This is a genomic window from Pseudoalteromonas sp. NEC-BIFX-2020_015 (genome assembly GCF_012952265.1).
Taxonomy (GTDB): domain Bacteria; phylum Pseudomonadota; class Gammaproteobacteria; order Enterobacterales; family Alteromonadaceae; genus Pseudoalteromonas; species Pseudoalteromonas neustonica.
In genome coordinates this window covers 68,884-89,923 of sequence record NZ_JABCJL010000021.1, presented here as the reverse complement: position 1 = coordinate 89,923, position 21,040 = coordinate 68,884, and the positions used below count along the sequence as shown (strand labels likewise).

At 40.5% G+C, this 21,040-nt stretch carries 20 protein-coding genes and 1 pseudogene; 14 read left to right on the top strand and 7 right to left on the bottom strand.

Features of this window, described 5'->3' with window-relative positions; genetic code table 11:
• Window positions 1–367: pseudogene (locus tag HH219_RS15400) on the bottom strand (IS110 family transposase); the annotation flags it as partial.
• A 551-nt stretch (window positions 368–918) separates the two neighbouring features.
• On the opposite strand from HH219_RS15400, the gene HH219_RS15395 reads away from it, so the two are divergent.
• Together HH219_RS15395 and HH219_RS15390 are read left to right on the top strand one after the other, a co-directional pair.
• Complete coding sequence (locus HH219_RS15395; RefSeq protein WP_169327969.1) at window positions 919–2,073, top strand: serine hydrolase domain-containing protein; 1,155 nt, start codon at window positions 919–921, stop codon at window positions 2,071–2,073.
• 786 nt (window positions 2,074–2,859) lie between these two features.
• Window positions 2,860–3,357, top strand: coding sequence for a DUF5071 domain-containing protein (locus HH219_RS15390; RefSeq protein ID WP_169327968.1), 498 nt, complete (start codon window positions 2,860–2,862; stop codon window positions 3,355–3,357).
• Window positions 3,358–3,562: 205 nt separating this feature from the next.
• On the opposite strand, the gene HH219_RS22095 is transcribed toward HH219_RS15390, so the two are convergent.
• The gene (locus tag HH219_RS22095; protein WP_249118534.1) at window positions 3,563–3,703 is read right to left on the bottom strand and encodes a group II intron maturase-specific domain-containing protein; all 141 of its coding nucleotides are present in this window, start codon (window positions 3,701–3,703) and stop codon (window positions 3,563–3,565) included.
• A gap of 299 nt (window positions 3,704–4,002) precedes the next feature.
• Between HH219_RS22095 and HH219_RS15380 the strand changes: the two genes are divergently transcribed.
• Entirely contained in the window at window positions 4,003–4,272 is a 270-nt protein-coding gene (locus HH219_RS15380) for a DUF1778 domain-containing protein (protein WP_054205926.1), read from the top strand.
• A complete protein-coding gene (locus HH219_RS15375) occupies window positions 4,269–4,802 on the top strand; it encodes a GNAT family N-acetyltransferase (RefSeq protein ID WP_169327967.1) in 534 nt (177 codons plus the stop codon). Before HH219_RS15380 ends, HH219_RS15375 begins: the two co-directional genes overlap by 4 nt.
• A gap of 321 nt (window positions 4,803–5,123) precedes the next feature.
• On the opposite strand, the gene HH219_RS22090 is transcribed toward HH219_RS15375, so the two are convergent.
• A complete protein-coding gene (locus tag HH219_RS22090) occupies window positions 5,124–5,192 on the bottom strand; it encodes a hypothetical protein (protein WP_349251625.1) in 69 nt (22 codons plus the stop codon).
• Between the two features lie 494 nt (window positions 5,193–5,686).
• Here HH219_RS22090 and HH219_RS15365 point away from each other — a divergent pair, with 494 nt between their 5' ends.
• The 4 genes from HH219_RS15365 (at window position 5,687) to HH219_RS15350 (ending at window position 8,023) form a co-directional block, all read left to right on the top strand.
• Entirely contained in the window at window positions 5,687–6,067 is a 381-nt protein-coding gene (locus HH219_RS15365) for a DUF6678 family protein (RefSeq protein WP_169327966.1), read from the top strand.
• Between the two features lie 177 nt (window positions 6,068–6,244).
• Window positions 6,245–6,523 carry a type II toxin-antitoxin system RelE/ParE family toxin gene (locus HH219_RS15360; RefSeq protein ID WP_169327965.1) on the top strand — a complete coding sequence of 93 codons (279 nt, stop codon included), beginning with the start codon at window positions 6,245–6,247 and terminating at the stop codon, window positions 6,521–6,523.
• The gene (locus HH219_RS15355; RefSeq protein WP_054205929.1) at window positions 6,523–6,816 is read left to right on the top strand and encodes a HigA family addiction module antitoxin; all 294 of its coding nucleotides are present in this window, start codon (window positions 6,523–6,525) and stop codon (window positions 6,814–6,816) included. The genes HH219_RS15360 and HH219_RS15355 overlap by 1 nt, the downstream gene beginning before the upstream one ends.
• 889 nt (window positions 6,817–7,705) lie before the next feature.
• Window positions 7,706–8,023, top strand: a complete 318-nt coding sequence (locus HH219_RS15350) for a heavy metal-binding domain-containing protein (RefSeq protein ID WP_054205931.1) — start codon at window positions 7,706–7,708, stop codon at window positions 8,021–8,023.
• Between the two features lie 185 nt (window positions 8,024–8,208).
• Here the strand turns inward: HH219_RS15350 and HH219_RS15345 are convergent, their stop codons facing one another.
• On the bottom strand, window positions 8,209–9,177 hold the full coding sequence (locus tag HH219_RS15345; protein ID WP_169327976.1) for a dihydrodipicolinate synthase family protein: 969 nt from the start codon (window positions 9,175–9,177) through the stop codon (window positions 8,209–8,211).
• Window positions 9,178–9,645: 468 nt separating this feature from the next.
• On the opposite strand from HH219_RS15345, the gene HH219_RS15340 reads away from it, so the two are divergent.
• The 5 genes from HH219_RS15340 to HH219_RS15320 all read left to right on the top strand — a co-directional run bounded on the left by HH219_RS15340 (window position 9,646) and on the right by HH219_RS15320 (window position 16,386).
• Window positions 9,646–12,639: a TonB-dependent receptor gene (locus HH219_RS15340; protein WP_169327964.1), complete on the top strand. Its 2,994-nt coding sequence runs from the start codon at window positions 9,646–9,648 to the stop codon at window positions 12,637–12,639.
• 201 nt (window positions 12,640–12,840) lie between these two features.
• The gene (locus HH219_RS15335) at window positions 12,841–13,890 is read left to right on the top strand and encodes a proline racemase family protein (RefSeq protein WP_169327975.1); all 1,050 of its coding nucleotides are present in this window, start codon (window positions 12,841–12,843) and stop codon (window positions 13,888–13,890) included.
• Entirely contained in the window at window positions 13,887–14,972 is a 1,086-nt protein-coding gene (locus HH219_RS15330) for a Xaa-Pro peptidase family protein (RefSeq protein ID WP_169327963.1), read from the top strand. The genes HH219_RS15335 and HH219_RS15330 overlap by 4 nt, the downstream gene beginning before the upstream one ends.
• A gap of 1 nt (window position 14,973) precedes the next feature.
• On the top strand, window positions 14,974–15,930 hold the full coding sequence (locus HH219_RS15325) for an ornithine cyclodeaminase family protein (RefSeq protein ID WP_054205936.1): 957 nt from the start codon (window positions 14,974–14,976) through the stop codon (window positions 15,928–15,930).
• 54 nt (window positions 15,931–15,984) lie between these two features.
• Window positions 15,985–16,386 carry a hypothetical protein gene (locus HH219_RS15320; protein ID WP_054205937.1) on the top strand — a complete coding sequence of 134 codons (402 nt, stop codon included), beginning with the start codon at window positions 15,985–15,987 and terminating at the stop codon, window positions 16,384–16,386.
• Between the two features lie 58 nt (window positions 16,387–16,444).
• Here the strand turns inward: HH219_RS15320 and HH219_RS15315 are convergent, their stop codons facing one another.
• The 3 genes from HH219_RS15315 to HH219_RS15305 are packed head-to-tail and all read right to left on the bottom strand — an operon-like array spanning window position 16,445 to window position 18,162.
• On the bottom strand, window positions 16,445–17,053 hold the full coding sequence (locus HH219_RS15315; protein ID WP_054205938.1) for a flavin reductase: 609 nt from the start codon (window positions 17,051–17,053) through the stop codon (window positions 16,445–16,447).
• A 9-nt stretch (window positions 17,054–17,062) separates the two neighbouring features.
• Window positions 17,063–17,797, bottom strand: coding sequence for an SDR family NAD(P)-dependent oxidoreductase (locus HH219_RS15310; RefSeq protein ID WP_169327962.1), 735 nt, complete (start codon window positions 17,795–17,797; stop codon window positions 17,063–17,065).
• Window positions 17,797–18,162, bottom strand: a complete 366-nt coding sequence (locus HH219_RS15305) for a DUF393 domain-containing protein (RefSeq protein ID WP_054205940.1) — start codon at window positions 18,160–18,162, stop codon at window positions 17,797–17,799. The genes HH219_RS15310 and HH219_RS15305 overlap by 1 nt, the downstream gene beginning before the upstream one ends.
• A gap of 221 nt (window positions 18,163–18,383) precedes the next feature.
• On the opposite strand from HH219_RS15305, the gene ppc reads away from it, so the two are divergent.
• Window positions 18,384–21,029 carry a phosphoenolpyruvate carboxylase gene (gene ppc, locus HH219_RS15300; RefSeq protein ID WP_054205941.1) on the top strand — a complete coding sequence of 882 codons (2,646 nt, stop codon included), beginning with the start codon at window positions 18,384–18,386 and terminating at the stop codon, window positions 21,027–21,029.
• Window positions 21,030–21,040: the final 11 nt, after the last annotated feature.

The following is a 21,040-nucleotide window of genomic DNA, read 5'->3' as shown; positions in this document are numbered from 1 at the left end:
TGAGTAACACTTTGAATTGCGCAATGAGCACTTCAACTAACTGTTGATTTGGTTCTATTACTCCCGTGTCTTCTGTTAATGGCATGGCATTTTTAATACTCAAAATACGGGCATCATTAACCTGAGCGTAATGTGAGTTATGGCTATTGAAAAAGTTTAATAATGTTTGCTTCTTTGCTCTTTTTACGAGAGCAAGTGAAGGCCATTTACTGATGAAATCACAGAATATAAACGTATCCTTTTCTTTAAACCATTCAAGTGCTTGCGGATAGTAATTCTTCAATGTAGCCGTTATCTTATTTGATAAGTTCACGCTGTCCTGCACCAAGTTTCGTCGATATTCAACTAACTGAGATAGTGATCGCATAGCCGCTGACTCTGGCGTTGTGGCTGTAGAATTACTCTTTTTTAAGAAAAACAGCCAGTTTTGTGGGTCCTAAATGCATTGCCTAGTGCTTTAAAAACGCTTAGAGTTAATTATAGGGGCTCATTTTTTAATTGAATTTGGCTGTTAGAGTTATTCTACAGCCTCGTTAGTTGCCCTAGGCGTAGGCGTCGAGTTTTGATGGAAAATATCTACCATTAGTGCCACTCAATTGCATCAAGCCTAACCATCCAATTGCATTTTGGTTTGCCACTTTTAAATGTAAGTGTTAGCAAGAGAAAATCTAATATTTATTAATTTTAAGGCACTGTAAGGCTAAAGCTGCCGTAATCAAAATTTCGAAATATGTCTTCAGTGCCAATAACAATAATTGTGATCATCCGATTTTGCTCATTTCATCACTTTGTTGACTTTTTCAACAAAAAAAGCCAACCTACGAAGAAGTGCGTAGATAATTGGACTGATTGCTGTAAAGGGAAGTGTTGAAACTATTCAGCTATTAGAATAGTTAATAATAAAAAAAGGGGAAATTAATGTATAAAAGTATTCAAGCAATCGCTGGGGTTCTTTTGTTATTTTCATTTGCCGTTATGGGAAGCGAAACACAATTAACACTACTGGAAAAGGAAATTGATAGAATTGCAGGAGAGTCTATACCTGTTAATGGACCGGGATGCTCTGTAGGTGTTATTAAGAATCAGCAATTTTTATTCAAGAAAAGCTATGGTTTGGCAAACATCGAACATCAGGTTCCACTCAGTTCAATATCAGTATTTCGTATGGCTTCTGTATCCAAACAATTCACCGGACTTGCGGTATTGTTGTTAGCAGAAAAAGGGGAAATTAACCTTGATGATGATATACGGAAATATCTTACTGATTTGAAAGACTACGGTGTAAAAGTAACTATCAACTCAATGTTAGGTCACGTTTCAGGAATGGCAGATTACGATACACTTCAATCGCTCTTACCCAAACCACTACTGTCGACCGCAGGTGGTCCGTTCAGACTTGGTGATGAGGACTACCTGACCAGAGAAGAATACTACGATGTCATAAAATCGCTTCCTTTAGAGCATCAGCCTGATACGCAACAGGCTTATAGTAACTTCGCTTATTTTTTATTGTCGGAGTTAGTCGCTAAAGTCAGTGGCATGTCCATGCGGGAGTACACTACAAAATATATATTTGAACCGCTTGGTATGCACGACACTTTTTTCGCTGATGATATGCGAGAGATAGTACCTAACCGTGCCGAAGGGTATAGAACATTCAAAGATATTGGATTAAAACGTTATGAAACAAATATTTTTGTTGTGGGTGACGGTGGTCTTTACACGACACTCGAAGATATGTTGATTTGGGATAATCACTTTTATACCCCGAAATTAGGTGATGCTCCTAACAAATTGATGGCTCAATTTAATACGCCAAATAGTCAACACTCATTCGAAAACAACGGAATAACTTTTTATGCTAATGGGCAATATATAGAGCCGAATTATACGCTGCACAATGGCGGATGGATGGGGACAAGCACTAGTTATATCCGTAGACCCAAGGAGCAAGTAGCCTTTGTTGGTATGTGTAATAGCTCTTCACTCGATGCAAATGTTTTTACTTACGAAATACCGAAAATCCTAACTAAACTTAAAATATGGGATGTGACTGACCCTGCAATTTTTTAGTCTGATTTTAGTTTTTAAAAAATAAAGGTTCATAGTACCGGGCAACTAACAAGAAAATAAACAAGGACTTAAAACAGTTGGCTTCCTTCGCTTCGCTCGGTATTATAGCCAACAATTTTAAGCCTGTTATTTAGGCGTTGTGGCTGTAGAATTACTCTTTTTTAAGAAAAACAGCCTGTTTTATGGGTTCCAAATGCATTACCTAATGCTTTAAAAACGCTTAGAGTTAATTACAGGAGCTCGTTTTTTAATTGAATTTGGCTGTTAGAGTTATTCTACAGCCTCGTTAGCAGTCAGGTTTTAGGATTAAGTTAAATGGAATTTTTTAAGCAAGTAATATATGAAATGTACGGTTTTACTTTACTGGAATTTCTTTTTTACGCCTTAGATGCACTTGTCATCTGCGCTTGTTTTATAGCTTTGTTAGTGGGCTCAGTTAAATTAAATCGTCGCGTTAACTCCAAGGATTCTCGGCTGCTCGTTTTCTCTTGTCTAACGGTACTGGTTCTAAGTGTCTTATCAGGTGTCGTATCAGAATATAGTTATCAAGAAAATGATTCCTTGTCTTTGACGGAGCTGCTAATGATTTACTCTCCATCAGTTGCAGTTGTATGTCTTACAATTAGTCTTCTTCGAGTTTTAAAAAGCTTAAGAGGTAATTTAAACAATGACTGCTAACAAAGCGCTTAAGCCTCTCCCTTCGGTCGCTGGGACGCCTATACGCGGGGCGGCTTCGCCATTATGTCCCACGTATCAGCGCCCCTTAGCTTAAAGTTATACGCAAATATGAATTCGAACATTGTGCCACAAAATAAACATGATTTAGATGCATGCATTAACTTACAAGCTATCTCTAATTCGGAGTTGCCATTATATTTTGAGCAACTACTTCCATGGCTTCAAGATATTAATTGGCCAGTGGCATTACCTGTTGCGGAAAAACTATCACAGGCGAACGATGATTTAGTTCCGTTTATCAATGAAATCTTACTGGGTAATGATGATATCTGGAAGTGTAATGTCATTGAGTATTTAATTATGAAACTGAAACCACAAGTAATGGAATCAGCTTTAGTTGAGGTTGTTAAAATCATTAACTCTCCTACTCAATCTGAAATAGATGAAGGTGTTAATTTAATTGCAAGAGAAGCTGTGTTCTATTACAGTCATTGCGTATCATCGGTTAGCCGGAGGTCTCTAACCTCCAGCCCCCACACCACCCATCACGCGCTTTTTATTGACAGGAAGTGCAATGGGCGGTTCATCTCCCGTAATGAATATTGATCCAAATATCTTTTAATGACACTAAACCTTGTGATGCTAAGTAGTCATTGCCTAGCGCAATGTTAATTCCTTTCTACAAGGGCCTTCGCTTCCAAGCGCCTACTTTTGGTACTGGTGATACCACAGGCTATGGCGAGTCGTTCGCTAACACCCAATTTCATTAAACTGCGTACTTTGGTGCGCGCTATTCTTTTTATCAAGAGCGTCATTGCCGCCAGTAGCACATTCTTATCCTACGGCGGATCCAATGATCTAAATCCACTGTTAGTTGATAAGCGTTGGCTATTAGGCAGTAGTGTCTCCAGCCACGTAAATACTGCGTGAGTTTATGAATTTGTAGGGTCATTGAGATCCCCCAGTTGCGGTTAGTGAGTTCTCTTACCCAGAGCAGTGATGTAGTATCATTGAAGAACAACAAGCTAGCGATTTAACTATCACTGACTATTGCCAGCAAAATGCTTTCTCAAAAACAACCAGCGTTAATTACAGGAGCTCTTTTTTAATTGGATTTGGCTGTTGGAGTTATTCTACAGTCTCGTTATATTCTCTCACCTTCCGGTAGTTTTCCGTACGTATTGAATCGGTTCATTAAGTGCACTATAATCTACTCGTGGTTACGGAGTTGTTCCGTACGTAGGAGGCATTATGGCAACAGCGCGCTTAGATATTCGTCTTGATGAAGAGATTAAGGCAAAAGCAGAAAAGGCATCGGCGTTACTTGGTTTAAAAAGTTTAACTGAATATGTGGTTAGGTTAATGGATGAAGACGCTACGCACGTAATTGAAGAACATGAGAGTATCGTTGTTAAGGACAGCGTCTTTGATGAATTTATGCATGCGTGTGATAAAGCTAAAGCGCCAAACCAGGCTTTGCTTGAAGCGGCGAGGTTTACAGATGAGAGTTGCATTAAGTGAGTTGGGGTAAAGAGTTTGTTGAACTGAGTAAATCGAAACATGATCGCAATTCTTTTGATTGTGGTGAGCAAGAGTTAAATGTGTTTATCAAAACTCAAGCGGCTAAACATATGCAAGCGGGTATTAGCCGAACAATGGTGTTACCTAGTGTCCAGCCATTACTCAATCAAAAGTATGCGATTTGTGCGTTTTACAGTGTGGCGGCAAGCTCAATTTGCCGCGAAACCTTACCTGTGCAATTTGCAAAGAAGCTCCCTCGTTATCCCATACCTGTATTTTTACTTGCTCAGCTTGCCGTACATAAGGAGTATCACGGCTCTGGTTTGGGAAAGGTTAGCCTAGTTCGGGCACTTAAGTACTTATGGGAAGTCAATCACCACATGAGAGCGTATGCCATTGTTGTTGACTGCCTTACTAACTCTGCTCAAGCCTTTTACACGAAATTTGGCTTTGAAGTGCTATGCGAGCATAATGGTCGAATTCGTATGTTTTTGCCAATGAATACGGCAGAACAGCTTTTTACTCAATAAGTTACGAACATAATCGGGTAGCCTGAGGTCTCTAACCTCCAGCCCCCACACCACCCATCATGCGCTTTTTATTAACAGGAAGTGCAATGGGCGGTTCATCTCCCGTAATGAATATTGATCCAAATATCTCTCAATGACACTAAACCTTGTGACGCTAAATAGTCATTGCCTAGCGCAATGTTAATTCTTTTTTTTTGAGCTACTACAAGGGCGTTCGTTTCCAAGCGCCTACTTTTGGTACTGGTGATACCACAGGCTATGGCAGTTGTTCGCTAACACCCAATTTCATTAAACTGCGAACTTTAGTGTGTGCTATTCCCTTTATAAAGAGCGCCATCGCCGCCAGTAGCACATTCTTATTCTATAGCGGATCCAATGATCTAAATCCACCGTTAGATAATAAGCATTGGCAGGCTGAAAATGAGCTACATTGACAAGATGAAGGTCAAAATAGACAGTCTATTGGAACGACGACAATGTTTTATAAAGTAATGGTAAAAGACTCGGCAGTATTAAGCCTGCCTTTCTTGAGGTAAAAAGCGCAATATAACAGTCAATAAAGACATGAATAAATTGACCTTACGCGGACAAACTAATGTGAATGCATTCACTTTATTCTGCGGCAGCTGTATTGCCTTGTTCATAATATAGAAAAGCTGAGAAACACGATGCATTAATAAGGGTAAACCTTATCACTTTAAATAAACCACTCAAATACCAGCGTTCCCTTTCAAAACGCCGATTAAAACAACACCAAGTCCTCTTTTTATATTTACGTAAAATCAAAGTAACCGATTGAACCAAAATAGGAACTCGACTATGGTTGAAGCATCAATAAAAATAAATTAAAAACGAGTTATTTTACAGGCTCGTTAGGTATACAAATGAGTCTTCTTCCAATGGCTGATGCCGTATCCGATGAAAAGTATGTTAAAGAAGCGAAACGGATAATTACCGAAAAGCAATTAGTTGGAGCTGCAAACAACACAAAATGGAATAAGTTAATCTCAGAAGTTCGTGAATTAACATACCACCCTCAATATAGAACCAAGGTTGTAAATGGTTATATTTCACATTGGGATAGTGAGTGGTATTATCACTTACCATTTCCAATGTTGAGTGTTGAATGGATTGACATTGAATTAACCAAACCTGTTTTAAATCTAGTCAGTAATATGGGTTTCGAGTTTGAAGTTAAAGACTCAACGATTAGAGTTTGGGGTTATTTTCCAAAGTGTTACGAGAATTTTGGAAAACAAAAATGACACCCACCTTAAAGTTTGTATTTTTGATATTTTACGATAAATCAAAGTAACCGATTGAACCAAAATAGGAACTCGGCTATGGTTGAAGCATCAATAAAAATAAATTAAAAACGAGTTATGCTACAGGCTCATTATATTTTTATTGTTGAGTGATGCGCATCGCGCTATACTTGTGGCATGATTAAATCTTTCAAGCATAAAGGCCTCAAGAAATACTTCCAAACAGGAAGTGTTGCTGGAATTCAGGCCAAGCATCAATGCAAACTGCGCATGCAACTTGCAGCAATAGATACCGCACAAGAAATTGATGATGTCAATTTACCCGGTTTTAAATTGCACCCTCTCAAAGGGGATCGTGACGGGATTTGGTCTATTACTGTAAATGGTAACTGGCGCATTACTTTTGAGTTTATCGATGGTAATGCATACATTCTCAATTATGAGGACTATCACTAATGACTATGCATAATCCACCACATCCAGGAGAGTTTATCTATGACGTTTACCTAGAGCCTGCAGGCTTTAGTTGCCGTTATTTAGCTAAACAACTAGATGTAGCATCGTCTACATTAAATAGAGTTCTAAAAGGTCAAAGTGCAATCTCACCAGAAATGGCACTTCGGTTATCTAAAGCCATTGGCAGAACTCCTGAGAGTTGGTTAGCAATGCAAGATAACTACGACCTGTGGCATGCAAAACAAAAAATTAATTTAACCAATGTCCACGCAGTAAACTTTGCAGTGGCATAAAAAATATAATAGGGTAGCCGGAGGTCTCTAACCTCGAGCCCCCACACCACCCATCATGCGCTTTTTATTAACAGGAAGTGCAATGGGCGGTTCATCTCCCGTAATGAATATTTATCCAAATATCTTTCAATGACACTAAACCTTGTGATGCTAAGTAGTCATTGCCTAGCGCAATGTTAATTCCTTTTGTTTTTGAGCTTCCACAACGGCCTTCGCTTCCAAGCGCCTACTTTTGGTACTGGTGATATCACAGGCTATGGCAGTTGTTCGCTAACACCCAATTTCATTAAATTGCGTACTTTGGTGCGCGCTATTCCTTTGGAAAGAGCGCCATTGTCGCCAGTGGCACATTTTTATTCTATAGTGGATCCAATGATCTAAATCCACCGTTAGATAATAAGCATTGGCAGGCTGAAAATGAGCTACATTGACAAGATGAAGGTCAAAATAGACAGTCTATTGGAATGACGACAATATTTTATAAAGTAATGGTAAAAGACTCGGCAGTATTAAGCCTGTCTTTCTTGAGGTAAAAAGCGCAATATAACAGTCAATAAAGACATGAATAAATTGACCTTACGCGGACAAACTAATGTGAATGCATTCACTTTATTCTGCGGCAGCTGTATTGCCTTGTTCATAATATAGAAAAGCTGAGAAACACGATGCATTAATAAGGGTAAACCCTTATCACTTTAAATAAACCACTCAAATACCAGCGTTCCCTTTCAAAACGCCGATTAAAACAACACCAAGTCCTCTTTTTATATTTACGTGAAATAGAAGTAACCGATTGAACCAAAATAGGAACTCAGCTATGGTTGATGCATCAATAAAAATAAATTAAAACGAGCTATTTTACAGGCTCGTTATGTTCTAGGGAGAAATTATGATTTATACGACAACGGAAACTGTTCCTGGCAAGGAAATTGAAGCTGTATTGGGCATCGTCAATGGGAACATGGTTCAGTCTAAACATGTTGGTCGAGATATCATGGCTGGTTTAAAAGGTATTGTGGGCGGCGAACTCAAAGGCTATACCGAGATGTTGATGGAAGCTCGAAATATAGCGGTAGAACGATTAATAGAAGATGCAAAAAAGTTAAATGCCGATGCAATAGTAGGAATACGATTTACAACTAGCTCAGTTACTGATGGGGCATCAGAAATATTAGTGTTTGGCACAGCTGTTAAATTTCGAACATAACCGGGTAGCCGGAGTTCTCTAGCCTCCAGCTCCACACCACTGATCTTAACATTGGTGTTTCCCCTGTTTTTATGACGTTTAATTAGCATGAATATTGAATAGCTCAAGATGTAACAATAACAGTTAAACTGTAGATACAAAAAAACTCCGTAAAGCGGAGTTTTCTTTGCGAATATTCTAAAAGATCAATCTATTAAGCCCAGAATTTCAAGTCTTTCTTTTGCTTTGATATATCGTGCGCGCACGTCATCAATTTGCGGTTGAGTTAACTTCTTACCAAAGGTACGAAGCCCGCCGTTGGCATCGTTATGATGAATTCCGAAAGCAAATTTTAGGTACTCTAAAAGTAACGGTTGTGCATCAAGGTAGGAGATAGAATTCATCGCCTGAGAAATTTTATTTGCCTCAGCCCACTCTCCATTATTTACATATTCTTGCATAGTAATACTCGCTTTTGGGAATATACACCCAACGCCTGTAATTCCACCACATGCACCAGCGAGCCCTGCATGTACCGTTACGGTATCAACACCGGCCAGCACTTTTAAATCTTTGTTCTCTAGTATCATTGTTTCAATAACTGACACGTCGATAGTCGATATTTTAAGCGCAGTGACTTCAGGTAGGGCTGCAAGTCTTGTTAGAAGATCAGTTGAGAGCGCATGGTAGCCGGCCGCATCAGGGTTGTTATAAGGCATTATTGTTATGCCGGCATCTTTTGCAGCCGCAGCAGAAAGTGCGTAGTACGCATACATTTTTTCATCAGATGGTGCTACTGTTGTTTTTGGTGGCATTACCATAACGGTATCCACGCCAACTGTTGCTAGCTCTTTAACGATTTTAGCAAGTTCTTCTTTCGTTTCTGCCGCAGCGCCACTGATCAATGGAACATTGTATTCTTTAGCAACACTAGAAAGGGCTTTTAGTAAAGAAAGGCGCTGCTCAGAACTTAGGTAGCTATTCTCACCCAGAGTACCAGAGCCAACCAGCCCACCCATTCTAGCTCCACCTTTACCTTGAACTTTTAAAATATCAGCAGCGTATTTTTGTGTTGCTTCAAGGTCAATTTCAAGGACTCCGGATTCTGACTCTTTTAGCCATGTAAATACGGCCGGCATAACTGTATATCGCCAATCTTTACTGCTTGCTTCCATCATATCCTCTCTTTTTATTTATATTGTATACATTATGCAATCATTGTATCAGTAAAATTAACTTCGGCAAGGCCGGGATAAAAATAAAGCTAAATATAAATAAATCTGACATCTACCTTAAGATTGAATAGTAGCCGACAGATCTGAAGAGTCCCACCAAACTAGCGTCAAAGCACTTAGAGTATGAAAAGTGACTCGCCTAGAGCTATGCTCAATAATGTGGTTTATATTTCACGTAGGCGGGGCTTTATGCCTGGCGGATCTTCAAATATATAAAATTGCGCGAGGTAAACTCCCGTCTACTTTCCTTGTTTTTATTGCTGTTCTCTTTTCAAATGAAACATATTTTTTATATGACATGTGAAATAAATGTATATTTAATATTGTATACAATATGTAATGAGTGTATATTTTTTGCGTCAGAGGTTAGACAGACAACAAAAATCAACAGGATCAAGGAACATATTCATGTTTACATATAATAAAAAGCAAACTCGGGGTGTTGGCGTTAAAACATTATTAGCAACGGCGGTTACAGCTGCGTTAATGATGGCACCTGCTGCGCATGCGGTAGATGGTAGCAGTGTTGTAAAAGGCCATGTTGTGGCTCAGGCAGGTACGGATTTAATTGGCGCAACAATCACACTAAAGCATAAAAGCAAGGGCTTGGTTTATACCATTACAAGTAATGCGCAAGGTGAGTATTTGCTGCGTAATGTACCAGTAGGTACGTATGATGTGACAATTGTTAAAGATGGTTACCAAACACTAACAGAAGAAAATGTTGCGGTGACGATTGGGCAATCAATTATTCTTGATGTACAGCTATATAAAGCGGGTACCGATATGGAGCGTATTGCGGTAACAGGCGCTGCGATCCGTCGTGTTGATATGGCGTCTTCTACGTCGGGCTTAACATTTAGCGACGCTGAGCTTAAAGCGATGCCAGTAAATACGGGTTTTGAAAGTATTGCGTTATTAGCGCCGGGTACTGTTGCACCGGGTGGCTCAAACTTTAAAGGTGCATCGAGCTTTGGTGGCTCGTCTGCTGCTGAAAATGGCTATTACTTTAATGGTTTAAATGTGACGAGTATTCGTACCGGGTTAGGTTCAATACGCCTGCCGTGGGAAGCTATTTCGCAAACCCAAGTTAAAACGGGCGGCGTGAGTCCTGAATTTGGTGGTGCATTAGGCGGTATTGTTAATGCTGTTTCTAAATCAGGTGATAATGACTTTAAATTTGGTGCTGAAGTACGCTGGGATCCAAATAGCTTACGTAGCCAACATGACTCAATATTTCAAGATAATGGCACGATAAGCACCAATACGCAGCAAAGCAGTTACGACTTTAAAGAACTGCAATTGTGGGCCAGTGGTGCGATTATCGAAGATACTTTGTTCTTTTATGGTTTATTTGCACCGCGCCGTGAGGAGTCTAATAGCGCAGGTCAAACGACGTTCTCAGATTTTGAGCGTGATGAAGATCGCTGGTTTACCAAAGTAGATTGGTTTATTAATGAAGACCATTCAGTAGGCTTTTCAGCCATGAACAACAAACGTACATGGACTGATAAAACCTTTGCTTATAGCTGGAAAGACAATGTTGTAGGTGCGCAACAAGGTGTGGATGCGCCGGGTGAAGACGGCGGTAATGTATATAGCATTAACTATAATGGTTACCTTAGCGATACGTTTTCTGTCTCTGCGGTAATAGGGCGCGTTACTGAAAATGTTGAAAACGTTGTAGCCTCGCCAAACCCTGGTGTATGGGATGCACGTGATGGCTCTGTTACGCTAAGCCAACACACTAATTCCGCGGTTAGCGAAGAGGAGTACACTCGTGATCAAGCACGTATCGATTTTAGTTGGGATTTAGATGCACATTCAATTCAATTTGGTGTGGATTACACCAAAGTTGATGTGGTATCTAATTCAGGCCAGAACGGTGTTGGTGATGCAGAAGGTTGGTGGACAGTAAAAACTGCGGGCGAAAATGATGTATCAGGCGCAGCGGTCGGTAGTGATTATATTGAACGTCGCATCCGTACTCGTGACGTAGAGTCAGACGTTTCTTCATTGGCATTTTATATTAACGACTCTTGGCAGGCGACTGATAATTTAGTGCTTAATTTAGGTGTTCGATACAGCGAATTTGAAAATACGGTATCAGATGGCCGTGCTTTTGTAGATATTGATGGTCAAATTGCGCCACGCTTACAAGCTATCTACGATCTATCAGGTGATGGCAGCTCAAAGATTTTTGCAACCTATGGACGTTATTTCCAGCCAGTGTCTGCCAATATGAATATCACTCAAGGGTCTGCGTCAGTAGAGTGGTTTGAATATTTCGATTTAGATCAGCTAGATGGTAACGGAGCGCCAAGCTTAATGACCGATGGTTCGCCAAGTCGTGGTGAAATGCTGCGAGATAGACGCTGGCGCCAACGTGGTATTACAGAGCCAGGCTTAATAGCATCAGCCTCTTTAAAACCTATGTACAGTGATGAATTTACCATTGGTTATCAACAAGAAGTGTTCGATACCATGTCAGCTGGTGTACGTGCCATTTACCGTGATTTAGGTCGCAGTGTAGAAGACACTGATGTAGGCCCTGTTTTAGCTAAAAAATTAGCAGAAATGGGCATAACCGATAATGTCGGTCAGGGTTCGTATTATGTCCTTAATAATCCCGGCGAAGCGATTCAAATGTCGTATGACTTTGATGGTGACGGCCAAGTTGATGATGTTAATTTAAGTGCAGAGGAACTTTCACTTCCTGCGGCACAACGAAAATATTTAGCACTTGAGTTTACTTTAGACGGCAATGTAACAGACGATTTACGCATTAATACGTCATATACGTGGTCTCATAGTTATGGCAACACGGAAGGACTCGTCAAAACCGATAATAACCAAGCGGATCCGGGCTGGACAACGTCATATGATTACGGTGACTTGATGGACCATGGTTATGGTAATTTACCAAATGATCATCGCCACGCTATTAAACTCAGCGGTGCTTACACTATTACAGACTCGTTAACGTTAGGCTTAGTTGCGCGTACTGCGTCGGGTCGACCTAAGAGTTACTTCTCAGTGCACCCTGAAGGAGTCGATAGCTGTGCAAAAGGTAGTCCATGGGATGCATGTGCGAGTAAATACTACGACCAAGCATCACATTATGATGAAAATGGTAACCCAGCTCCGCGTGGAAGCAAAGGTAATTTACCGTGGGCTACAAATATAGATATGTCGCTTACGTATTACACAGACTTTTTTGGCGCTGATATGACATTAAAAGGCACTGTTTATAATTTACTTGATAGTGACAGTGCCATTTCGATTAATGAAGAGCGTGCGCAGTATGGTGATGATGGCTTAGAGCTTAACCCTGACTATGGATTGGTGACAGGCCGACAAGGTGCGCGTTATGTATCGTTAACCGCGCGTATAGAGTTTTAAAATCCCTGGTAAGATGCTGTTAAATAACAATAAGGTAATAACTTTACCCATCGTTTTGAGCTTGTTGTTTTAATGTTTAAGCACATTCTCTGTTAAGAGTGATACAGCCTTGATGCCGAGCAGGAAACTGCTCGGCATTTTTCATTAAAGTTATTGCACTAAAAAACATTAAGATATATTGTATGCAAAAAGGAGTTGATGATGTCCCACACTTTATTCTCTCACTGGCAACAGCCAAATAATGATTGGTTACAAATACACACCCTGGATATGCACACCGGGGGCGAGCCGCTGCGTATTATTGTTGATGGTTTTGAGCAGCTAGTAGGTAATACGATGCTTGAAAAACGTGCAGATTGTTTAGCTCGCTTTGATTACTTACGCAAAGCATTGATGTTTGAACCTCGCGGTCATGCTGACATGTATGGCGCAGTGATCACCCCCGCTGAGCGCCCAGATAGCCACTTTGGCGTACTTTTTTTACATAATGAAGGCTACAGTACGATGTGCGGGCATGCGATTATTGCGCTGGCAACCGCTGCAAAAGATTGCAGATTTGTTGAGTTTAAAGATGGTCATAATGAGCTAAGAATAGACACCCCTGCAGGGCTTATAAAAGCCTATGTTGAACTTAAAAATAATCAGTTACAGCAGGTGTATTTTGATAATGTCGCCAGCTTTGTCGATAAACTCGACGTTCAAATAAGCTTGCCTATGTTTGGCTCAGTTAGCTGCGATATAGCATTTGGCGGTGCATATTACGCATTTGTTGATGCAGACACCCTTGATTTAAGCTTAGCGCCTGAAAATCATGAGCAGATAATTAGTCTTGGTAAAGCGATTAAACAGCAGGTTACTAAGCAATACCAACCAAAACACCCGAGCGATAATGGACTTGGCTTTCTATACGGGGTTATTTTTTACTCCAATAGTCAGTTATCGCAAGTCAATCACTTTAGTCGCCATGTGTGTGTATTTGCCGAAGGTGAACTTGACAGAAGCCCAACAGGCACAGGCGTAAGTGCTCGTGCAGCATTAGCATTTGCTAAAGGCGAGTTAGCCGTTGGGCAAAGTGCAAATATTGAGAGCATTTTAGGCTCCTTATTTAATGTGAAAATTAAGCAATCATGCACCTTTGAAACACATGCTGCTATTATTCCCCGCGTTACTGGTAGTGCATTTATAACAGGTAAACATACATTTTTAATTGATCCGACCGATCCCCTAAAGCAAGGATTTATTTTTCGATGAATAGTCATTTTTTTCAGCGCCAACAGATTTTAAAACAACAACTAATAAATGATAATTTAACTGCTATTTTAGTTTTAGGTCATGAAAATATTCGCTACTTGAGTGGCTTTAGTGGTAACGCGGCGTATGCAATAGTAACACCAGCTAGTTGTGTACTTATTACTGATTACCGCTACTTTGAACGGGCAAAGCAAGAGTGCCAAGGTTTTGAAGTGATCAGCCGTGATCGTGATAACGAGAGCTTGGGTCATTGTATTAATCGTTTTTTACCAGCTAATAGCGATTTGGGTTTTGATGCCGCATTTATAAATGTGGCATTGTGGCAGCAGGTTGCAAATGATTTGAATAGCCATACATTAGTGCCAATCCAAGGTGTAATTGAACGCCAGCGCATGATCAAAAATAACTGGGAAGTAACACAAATTAAAGCTGCGGCAGCGATTGCTGATGAAGCGTTAGCACACACACTGCCATACTTTAAAGTCGGTGTGAGTGAGCGTGATTTAGCCCTAGAGCTTGAGTTTAGAATGCAAAAACTAGGCTCAGAAGGCATGTCATTTGCGACCATTTTAATGTTTGCTGAACGTACATCACTCCCCCATGGCAGCCCAAGTGAGCGCACACTTAAAGAGGGCGATTTTATTACCTTAGATTTTGGTGCTGTTATTAATGGTTATCGCTCAGACATGACTCGCAGCTATGTATTAGGCAAGGCGTCAAGCAAACAAACTCAAATTTACAATGCAGTTGCGACTGCTCAACAAACTGCTATTAATTTACTTAAGCCTGGTGTTGATTGCATTGATTTACAAAATGCCTCGCAACGAGTATTGGATGACTCAGGTTATGGGAAGTGGGCAGGGCAAGGGCTTGGCCACGGTTTGGGGCTATTTTTACATGAACACCCCTTTATTAATAAAAATGTGAGTCATGTTTTAGAGATTGGTAATGTGATAACAATTGAACCGGGTATTTACATCCCTGATTTTGGTGGTGTACGTCTTGAAGAAGATATTTTAATTACACCAACCGGCTACGAAATATTAACGCATGCACCAAAGCCATTTGAGCTGGAGCTATAAAATGCAAGTTATTGATACAAAGCATATTGATAGCGCTCTTGATTTTGATTCGTTAATAACTGCTATGCAACAAGGATTTGCGCTCGATTTTGGCATGCCAAAACGTAACGTGTATGAGTTAGATAGCAACAGTGCCAGCCATGATGCGTTTGCTGTGCTACCTGCTTGGAATGAACAAGTGATTGGGGTTAAAGCATTTACTTACTTTCCAAACAATGGCGAAGCGGGTTTTGACTCGTTGTATTCTAAAATTATGCTGTTTTCGCGCGAGCACGGCGAGCCACTGGCATTGGTGGATGGAACGCGGATTACTTTGTGGCGCACGGCGAGCGTATCTGCACTGGCGAGTCGTTATTTATCTCGAGAGAACAGCAAGCATTTAGTGTTTTTTGGCAGTGGCAACTTAGCCCAATACATGGTACGTGCACATTTAGCTGTACGTGATTTTAAGCGGGTAACGCTGGTGGCGCGCAATAAGTTAAAAGTAGCCGCCCTGCAACGTCGTTTACAGCATGCATTTCCCGATGTTGAGTTTGTGATTGGACAAAGCACACAGGAGATTATTTATAGCGCTGACGTGATCAGCTGCGCAACAGGTTCTGCTAAACCATTATTTGATGGTAACTGGTTAAAAGCAGGCACACATATTGATTTAATAGGTAATCATCACAGCGAGCATCGTGAATGCGACACCACGACCATCACCCGCAGCCGTGTTTATGTAGATAGCAAAGCAAATGTTTTGGCAGAAGCAGGTGAGTTATTAATACCGATAGCGCAAGGGGTATTTAGTGAGCAAGATGTATGTGCAGAGTTGGCTGATTTAGCCAAGGTAAATACCATTGCTCGTTTTAATGAAACGGATATAACAGTATTTAAGTCAGTTGGTACGGCATTGAGTGATTTAATTGCTGCATATAAAGTGTACACCCAAACCACCTGCAAAATGACCAACTGAAACTCGCATCTTGAGGTCGTTTGGGTATATCAATCTTTACAAGGCTAGAAACTGATGAGCAAAGTACTATTTATATTGGGGGCTATTTTTATATTCGTTGGCATTTTGCCACTACTGCGCTGGCTAAAAAGTAAAATTAGCAAGCATCATTGGCGAGTATGCCCGATTGACGATATAACGAGTGTTGTTAATACGCGCGTGGCATCGCGTGAGTTACTACCACAAAAATCAATGTTAGTAAGCTTTCGCTTTAATAACCATTTGCACAGTGTTTTAATTGGTTACGACAGACGATTATTACTGCGTTTTAGAGATTCGCAAAGCTGCACTATATTAGTTGATAAAGATAACCCGCAGAGTGTATATAACAATGCGCAGCTGTGGCATAGCTACGCAACAATATGGTTATTTTCAGGGTTAAGCCTATGTGCGGGTAGTTACTTTTTAGTGCCGTAGTTTTGGCCATTTAAAGGTTGGTATAAAGTAACTTAAAGACCAACATTTTGAGTACAGGCTATTTTTTAGCGTAAGGCAGGCGAGTTAAGTGGCGAGTTTTATGATAGCTATCTAAACCACTGATGGCGACTGTATTTATAAGTTCAATGTCCAGAAAACCGTCGTCCATCACGGCTATATCATCAACGTGTATGTCCATTATTTCACCGATTACCAGCTCTGTTGCGTTAATATTAAGGTGCTGATGATCAACAAACTTAACAGCGTATTTTAGTTTACTTTGCGCGACGAATGGAGCTTTAAAATCAGCTAAGTATTGCTCCGTTAAGCCTGTTGCATCAAACTCAGACTCATCCTTATCATAGCGAGCTGATGTTTGATGTGCTTGCTCAACAATTTCACTGTTAACTTGGTTGATTGTAAATACACCGGTCTGAATAATATTTTCAAAGGTGTGTCTAGGTACGCTGTGTGGACGCATTATCATTGCGACTAAAGGTGGATGCGCGCCTAAGTGGATAACTGAACTGACAATCGCCAAATTGGTATTACCTGATTCGTCTTGTGTACCAATTAAATTAGCGCTTTTGAATCCAGACAATGAGTTTATCAGATGAGTGCGATAATCTTTTTCAAAGCTTTCGATTGCGTCTTTTGTTATATGCATGATGAATCCTTACCAGTGAATGTGTTCGCCTCGCCAATCTATGTAAGCTGGCGTACCAATATTTGTTAATTGTTCGGGTGTTTGTAAAAGAGCAAATAATTGATCCGCCACAAATTCAGGTGTAAACAGTTTTCCTGCGGGGACATTTTTTTGAAATGGTTTAGATAGTTCAGTATCTGTTGTGCCAGGGTGAAAAAGCACTAACCGTGTTTGTTTTGCTCTGCGGGCAAGCTCTATGGCAGCAGTTTTAAACAACATATTAAGCGCCGCTTTAGAGGCGCGATAGCTATACCATCCACCTAAATCATTATCAGTAATACTACCAACACGCGCACTGAGTGAGGTTATCACACAGGGGGATTTATGATTAAGTAGTGGTAAAATAGATTGTAAGCACAATACCGGTGTGAGTGCATTGGTGTTTAGCAGTACGTTGAAATAATTTTCATCTAAATCTTCGAGTTTTTTTTCTGGCATTGATTGGTCAAAATGCAGTAAACCGTTGAATATTAAAACTTGAGTAGGAGTAATGTTTTTAGTTTTTAAATGGGCTGTTAATTTGGCTAAGCTGGATTTGGTGTAATCACTGTGTATTTGTTCAATAAGTAATGAAGTGTTGGGGAATTGAATCTGCGCACGGCTTATACAAAAAACATGCGCATTGGCGTCATCTAATGCAATTTTTTCTATGTATGCTTTTGCAATTGCACTGTTTGCGCCAAATAAAATATACACAGATGACATTATTTGATCCCACATGATGATTTACACAGTACGCTTGAGATTTGCAGGCGATACTTTGCAAATACCCAGTACCCTAGATCGGCAAAAAAGCGTATTACAGGAAGTTGTAAAATCTTTAACCATGAATGACGACCAACGGCTTTCCAAGCCGCAAATGTAACATCTAAGCCATATAGCATTTCGCCATTGTCACTTTGACCATGTAAAAAAGCCTGAGCATCTTGGCGTTTTATATAGCTATAGCGGTCTTCAAAATCATCTTTGTTGATATCTTCAAGGACAATTTGGTTGCGTGTGTCGGCGTGTTTGAGTTGTTGCATTTCTTTGCTGCATAAAGGGCATTTGCCATCGTAAAAAATAATCACAGTTTACTCATCCAGTATCAATTCATTATTAATTGTTACGAAATAGAATAAGCTTTGGATCTGTTCAATTAGCAATTTGGATGATATTAATAGAGCCTAACAAAATAAGGGTTAGCAAAATGTCGATTTTAACCATTATCCACACTCCACACTTTTAAAATCGATCCGGCTAACTATTTGTACCTAAACGGTATAAAAACATCAACAATGGAGTATCAGGAATGAGTGAACAATATGCCGCCTTACGGGGGAACGTTAATTTATTGGGCCAATTATTAGGCCAAACAATTAAAGACGCCCAAGGACAAGCAATTTTAGATAAAGTGGAAGAGATCCGAGCTTTAGCTAAATCATCTCGCACAGGTAATGAGCAAGATCGTTATGCCTTAATTGATGTTCTGCACGCTTTAACAGATGAAGAGCTATTGCCCGTCGCGCGTGCGTTTAATCACTTTTTAAACTTAGCGAATGTTGCTGAGCAATTTCATACAATATCGCGCTTTAACGATGTTGGCTTTTGTCAATTAAGCCCTCTGACACAAACACTTAAAGCGTTATCAAGCCAAGTCCAGCAAGGTAAAATAGATCCAAACCAAATAGCAGACAACCTTGCTAAATTACATATCAATTTAGTACTAACCGCGCATCCTACAGAAGTAACTCGTCGTACTATTATTAATAAACATGTTGAACTAAGTGACTGTTTAGCAGCGCTTGAGCGCACTGATAACTTACCATTTGAACGTGAGAATATTTTAAACCGTATTGCTCAGCTTATTAGCCAAGCATGGCATACTGATGATATTCGTCGCTCGCGACCAACCCCCATTGATGAAGCGAAATGGGGCTTTGCGGTTATAGAAAACAGCTTGTGGCATGCGGTTCCTCGTTTTTTACGTGATTTTAGTAAAGAAGTAAAAGAGCATCTGGATTTAGAACTGCCAAACAACTATAGCCCGGTTGAATTTACATCTTGGATGGGGGGCGATCGCGATGGCAATCCATTTGTTACTGCACAAGTAACACAGCAAGTGTTGGATCATGGTCGTTGGATGGCGCTTGATTTGTACAGTCGTGATATTGAGACCTTAAGTACAGAGCTATCAATGTCGCAAGCAAGTGATGAACTGATTGAGCAGGCAGGACAAGAGTTTGAACCATATCGTGCTGTATTAAAAGATCTCAAGGCAAAGGTGAGTGAAACGGTAGCTCATTTAGGCGCTAAAATTATGGGTAATCGCAGTGAAGCGCAAGACATCATTACTGATATTAGCCAAATTAAATACCCTCTAGAGGCGTGCTATCGCTCATTACTTAAAACAAATATGGGTGTTGTAGCGAATGGTTTATTATTAGATGTATTACACCGTATTAATAGTTTTGGGATCCGATTAGCTAAGCTTGATGTACGTCAAGATTCATCACGTCATAGCGATGTCTTTTCAGAGTTAACACGTTACTTGGGTCTGGGCGATTACAATCAATGGCAAGAAGAAGATAAGCAAGCCTTTTTATTGGCTGAGCTTAACTCTCGCCGCCCACTTATCCCTAAACATTGGCAACCAAGCGCAGATGTTAAAGAAGTGCTCGATACCTTTGATGTAATAGCACAACAAGATGCGTCAACATTTGGTTTATACGTGATTTCAATGGCACGTACAGCATCAGATGTGCTGGCGGTACAGTTATTATTAAAAGAAAGTGGCTGTGGTTTTAAACTGCCAGTTGCGCCGTTATTTGAAACCTTAGATGATTTAAACGCCGGGCACAGTGTTATAACGCAATTACTGGATAATAATTGGTATCGTGGTCAAGCTGAGGGTGTGCAAAACGTCATGATCGGTTATTCAGATTCAGCTAAAGACGCTGGTATGATGGCAGCGGGTTGGGCTCAATATGAAGCAATGGATAAACTTGTACAATTAGCGCAGCAACGCGGTATTGAACTGGTGTTGTTTCATGGTCGTGGTGGTACGGTGGGTCGTGGTGGTGCACCTGCAGCGCAAGCACTTCGTTCACAACCGCCAGGATCACTCAAAGGTGGCCTGCGTGTAACTGAGCAAGGTGAAATGATCCGCTTTAAATTTGGTTTGCCTAATGTGGCATTACAAAGTTTAAATATATACGCGGGTGCTGTGCTTGAAAGTAACTTATTACCGCCGCCAGAACCTAAAGATAAATGGCGTGACGTGATGGCATTGATCAGCGAAAAATCATGTGAACATTATCGTAATGTGGTTCGTCATGATGACAATTTTGTGCCGTATTTTAGAATGGCAACACCTGAGCAAGAGCTATCTAAATTACCGCTAGGTTCAAGGCCTGCTAAACGAAATCCACATGGGGGCGTTGAAAGCTTACGTGCTATTCCGTGGATATTTGCATGGAGTCAAAACCGTCTAATGCTGCCAGCATGGTTAGGTGCATTAACAGGGCTACAGGCAGCACTTGAAAAGCATGGCATAGAGACGCTTAATGAAATGAGTCAACAATGGCCATTTTTCAGAGCGCGTCTAGAAATGCTCGAAATGGTGTTTAGTAAGGCTGACTGCTGGTTAAGCGCGCATTATGACGATGCGTTAGTTGAGGCACAATACAAACCTCTTGGTGTGACGTTACGCCAAGAGCTAAAACAAGCCATTGAATTAGTTCAATCATTAAGCCCACAACAAAGCTTATTGGCAGATCAGCCATGGATCAAAGAATCTATCAATTTGCGTAATCCGTACACCGATCCACTTAATGTATTACAAGTTGAGCTATTAAAACGCTCTCGTGAAGCTGCGCATGGTAGCTCCGGTGATATTGATAATGCACTAATGATCACCATGACGGGCATTGCCGCCGGTATGCGTAATACGGGTTAGATAGCGTTAAC

Coding starts and splice junctions, on each gene's coding strand:
- HH219_RS15395 (WP_169327969.1), top strand. CDS start 919: ATGTATAAAAGTATTCAAGCAATCGCTGGGGTTCTTTTGTTATTTTCA.
- HH219_RS15390 (WP_169327968.1), top strand. CDS start 2,860: ATGAATTCGAACATTGTGCCACAAAATAAACATGATTTAGATGCATGC.
- HH219_RS22095 (WP_249118534.1), bottom strand. CDS start 3,703: ATGACCCTACAAATTCATAAACTCACGCAGTATTTACGTGGCTGGAGA.
- HH219_RS15380 (WP_054205926.1), top strand. CDS start 4,003: ATGGCAACAGCGCGCTTAGATATTCGTCTTGATGAAGAGATTAAGGCA.
- HH219_RS15365 (WP_169327966.1), top strand. CDS start 5,687: ATGAGTCTTCTTCCAATGGCTGATGCCGTATCCGATGAAAAGTATGTT.
- HH219_RS15360 (WP_169327965.1), top strand. CDS start 6,245: ATGATTAAATCTTTCAAGCATAAAGGCCTCAAGAAATACTTCCAAACA.
- HH219_RS15355 (WP_054205929.1), top strand. CDS start 6,523: ATGACTATGCATAATCCACCACATCCAGGAGAGTTTATCTATGACGTT.
- HH219_RS15350 (WP_054205931.1), top strand. CDS start 7,706: ATGATTTATACGACAACGGAAACTGTTCCTGGCAAGGAAATTGAAGCT.
- HH219_RS15345 (WP_169327976.1), bottom strand. CDS start 9,177: ATGGAAGCAAGCAGTAAAGATTGGCGATATACAGTTATGCCGGCCGTA.
- HH219_RS15340 (WP_169327964.1), top strand. CDS start 9,646: ATGTTTACATATAATAAAAAGCAAACTCGGGGTGTTGGCGTTAAAACA.
- HH219_RS15335 (WP_169327975.1), top strand. CDS start 12,841: ATGTCCCACACTTTATTCTCTCACTGGCAACAGCCAAATAATGATTGG.
- HH219_RS15330 (WP_169327963.1), top strand. CDS start 13,887: ATGAATAGTCATTTTTTTCAGCGCCAACAGATTTTAAAACAACAACTA.
- HH219_RS15325 (WP_054205936.1), top strand. CDS start 14,974: ATGCAAGTTATTGATACAAAGCATATTGATAGCGCTCTTGATTTTGAT.
- HH219_RS15320 (WP_054205937.1), top strand. CDS start 15,985: ATGAGCAAAGTACTATTTATATTGGGGGCTATTTTTATATTCGTTGGC.
- HH219_RS15315 (WP_054205938.1), bottom strand. CDS start 17,053: ATGCATATAACAAAAGACGCAATCGAAAGCTTTGAAAAAGATTATCGC.
- HH219_RS15310 (WP_169327962.1), bottom strand. CDS start 17,797: ATGTCATCTGTGTATATTTTATTTGGCGCAAACAGTGCAATTGCAAAA.
- ppc (WP_054205941.1), top strand. CDS start 18,384: ATGAGTGAACAATATGCCGCCTTACGGGGGAACGTTAATTTATTGGGC.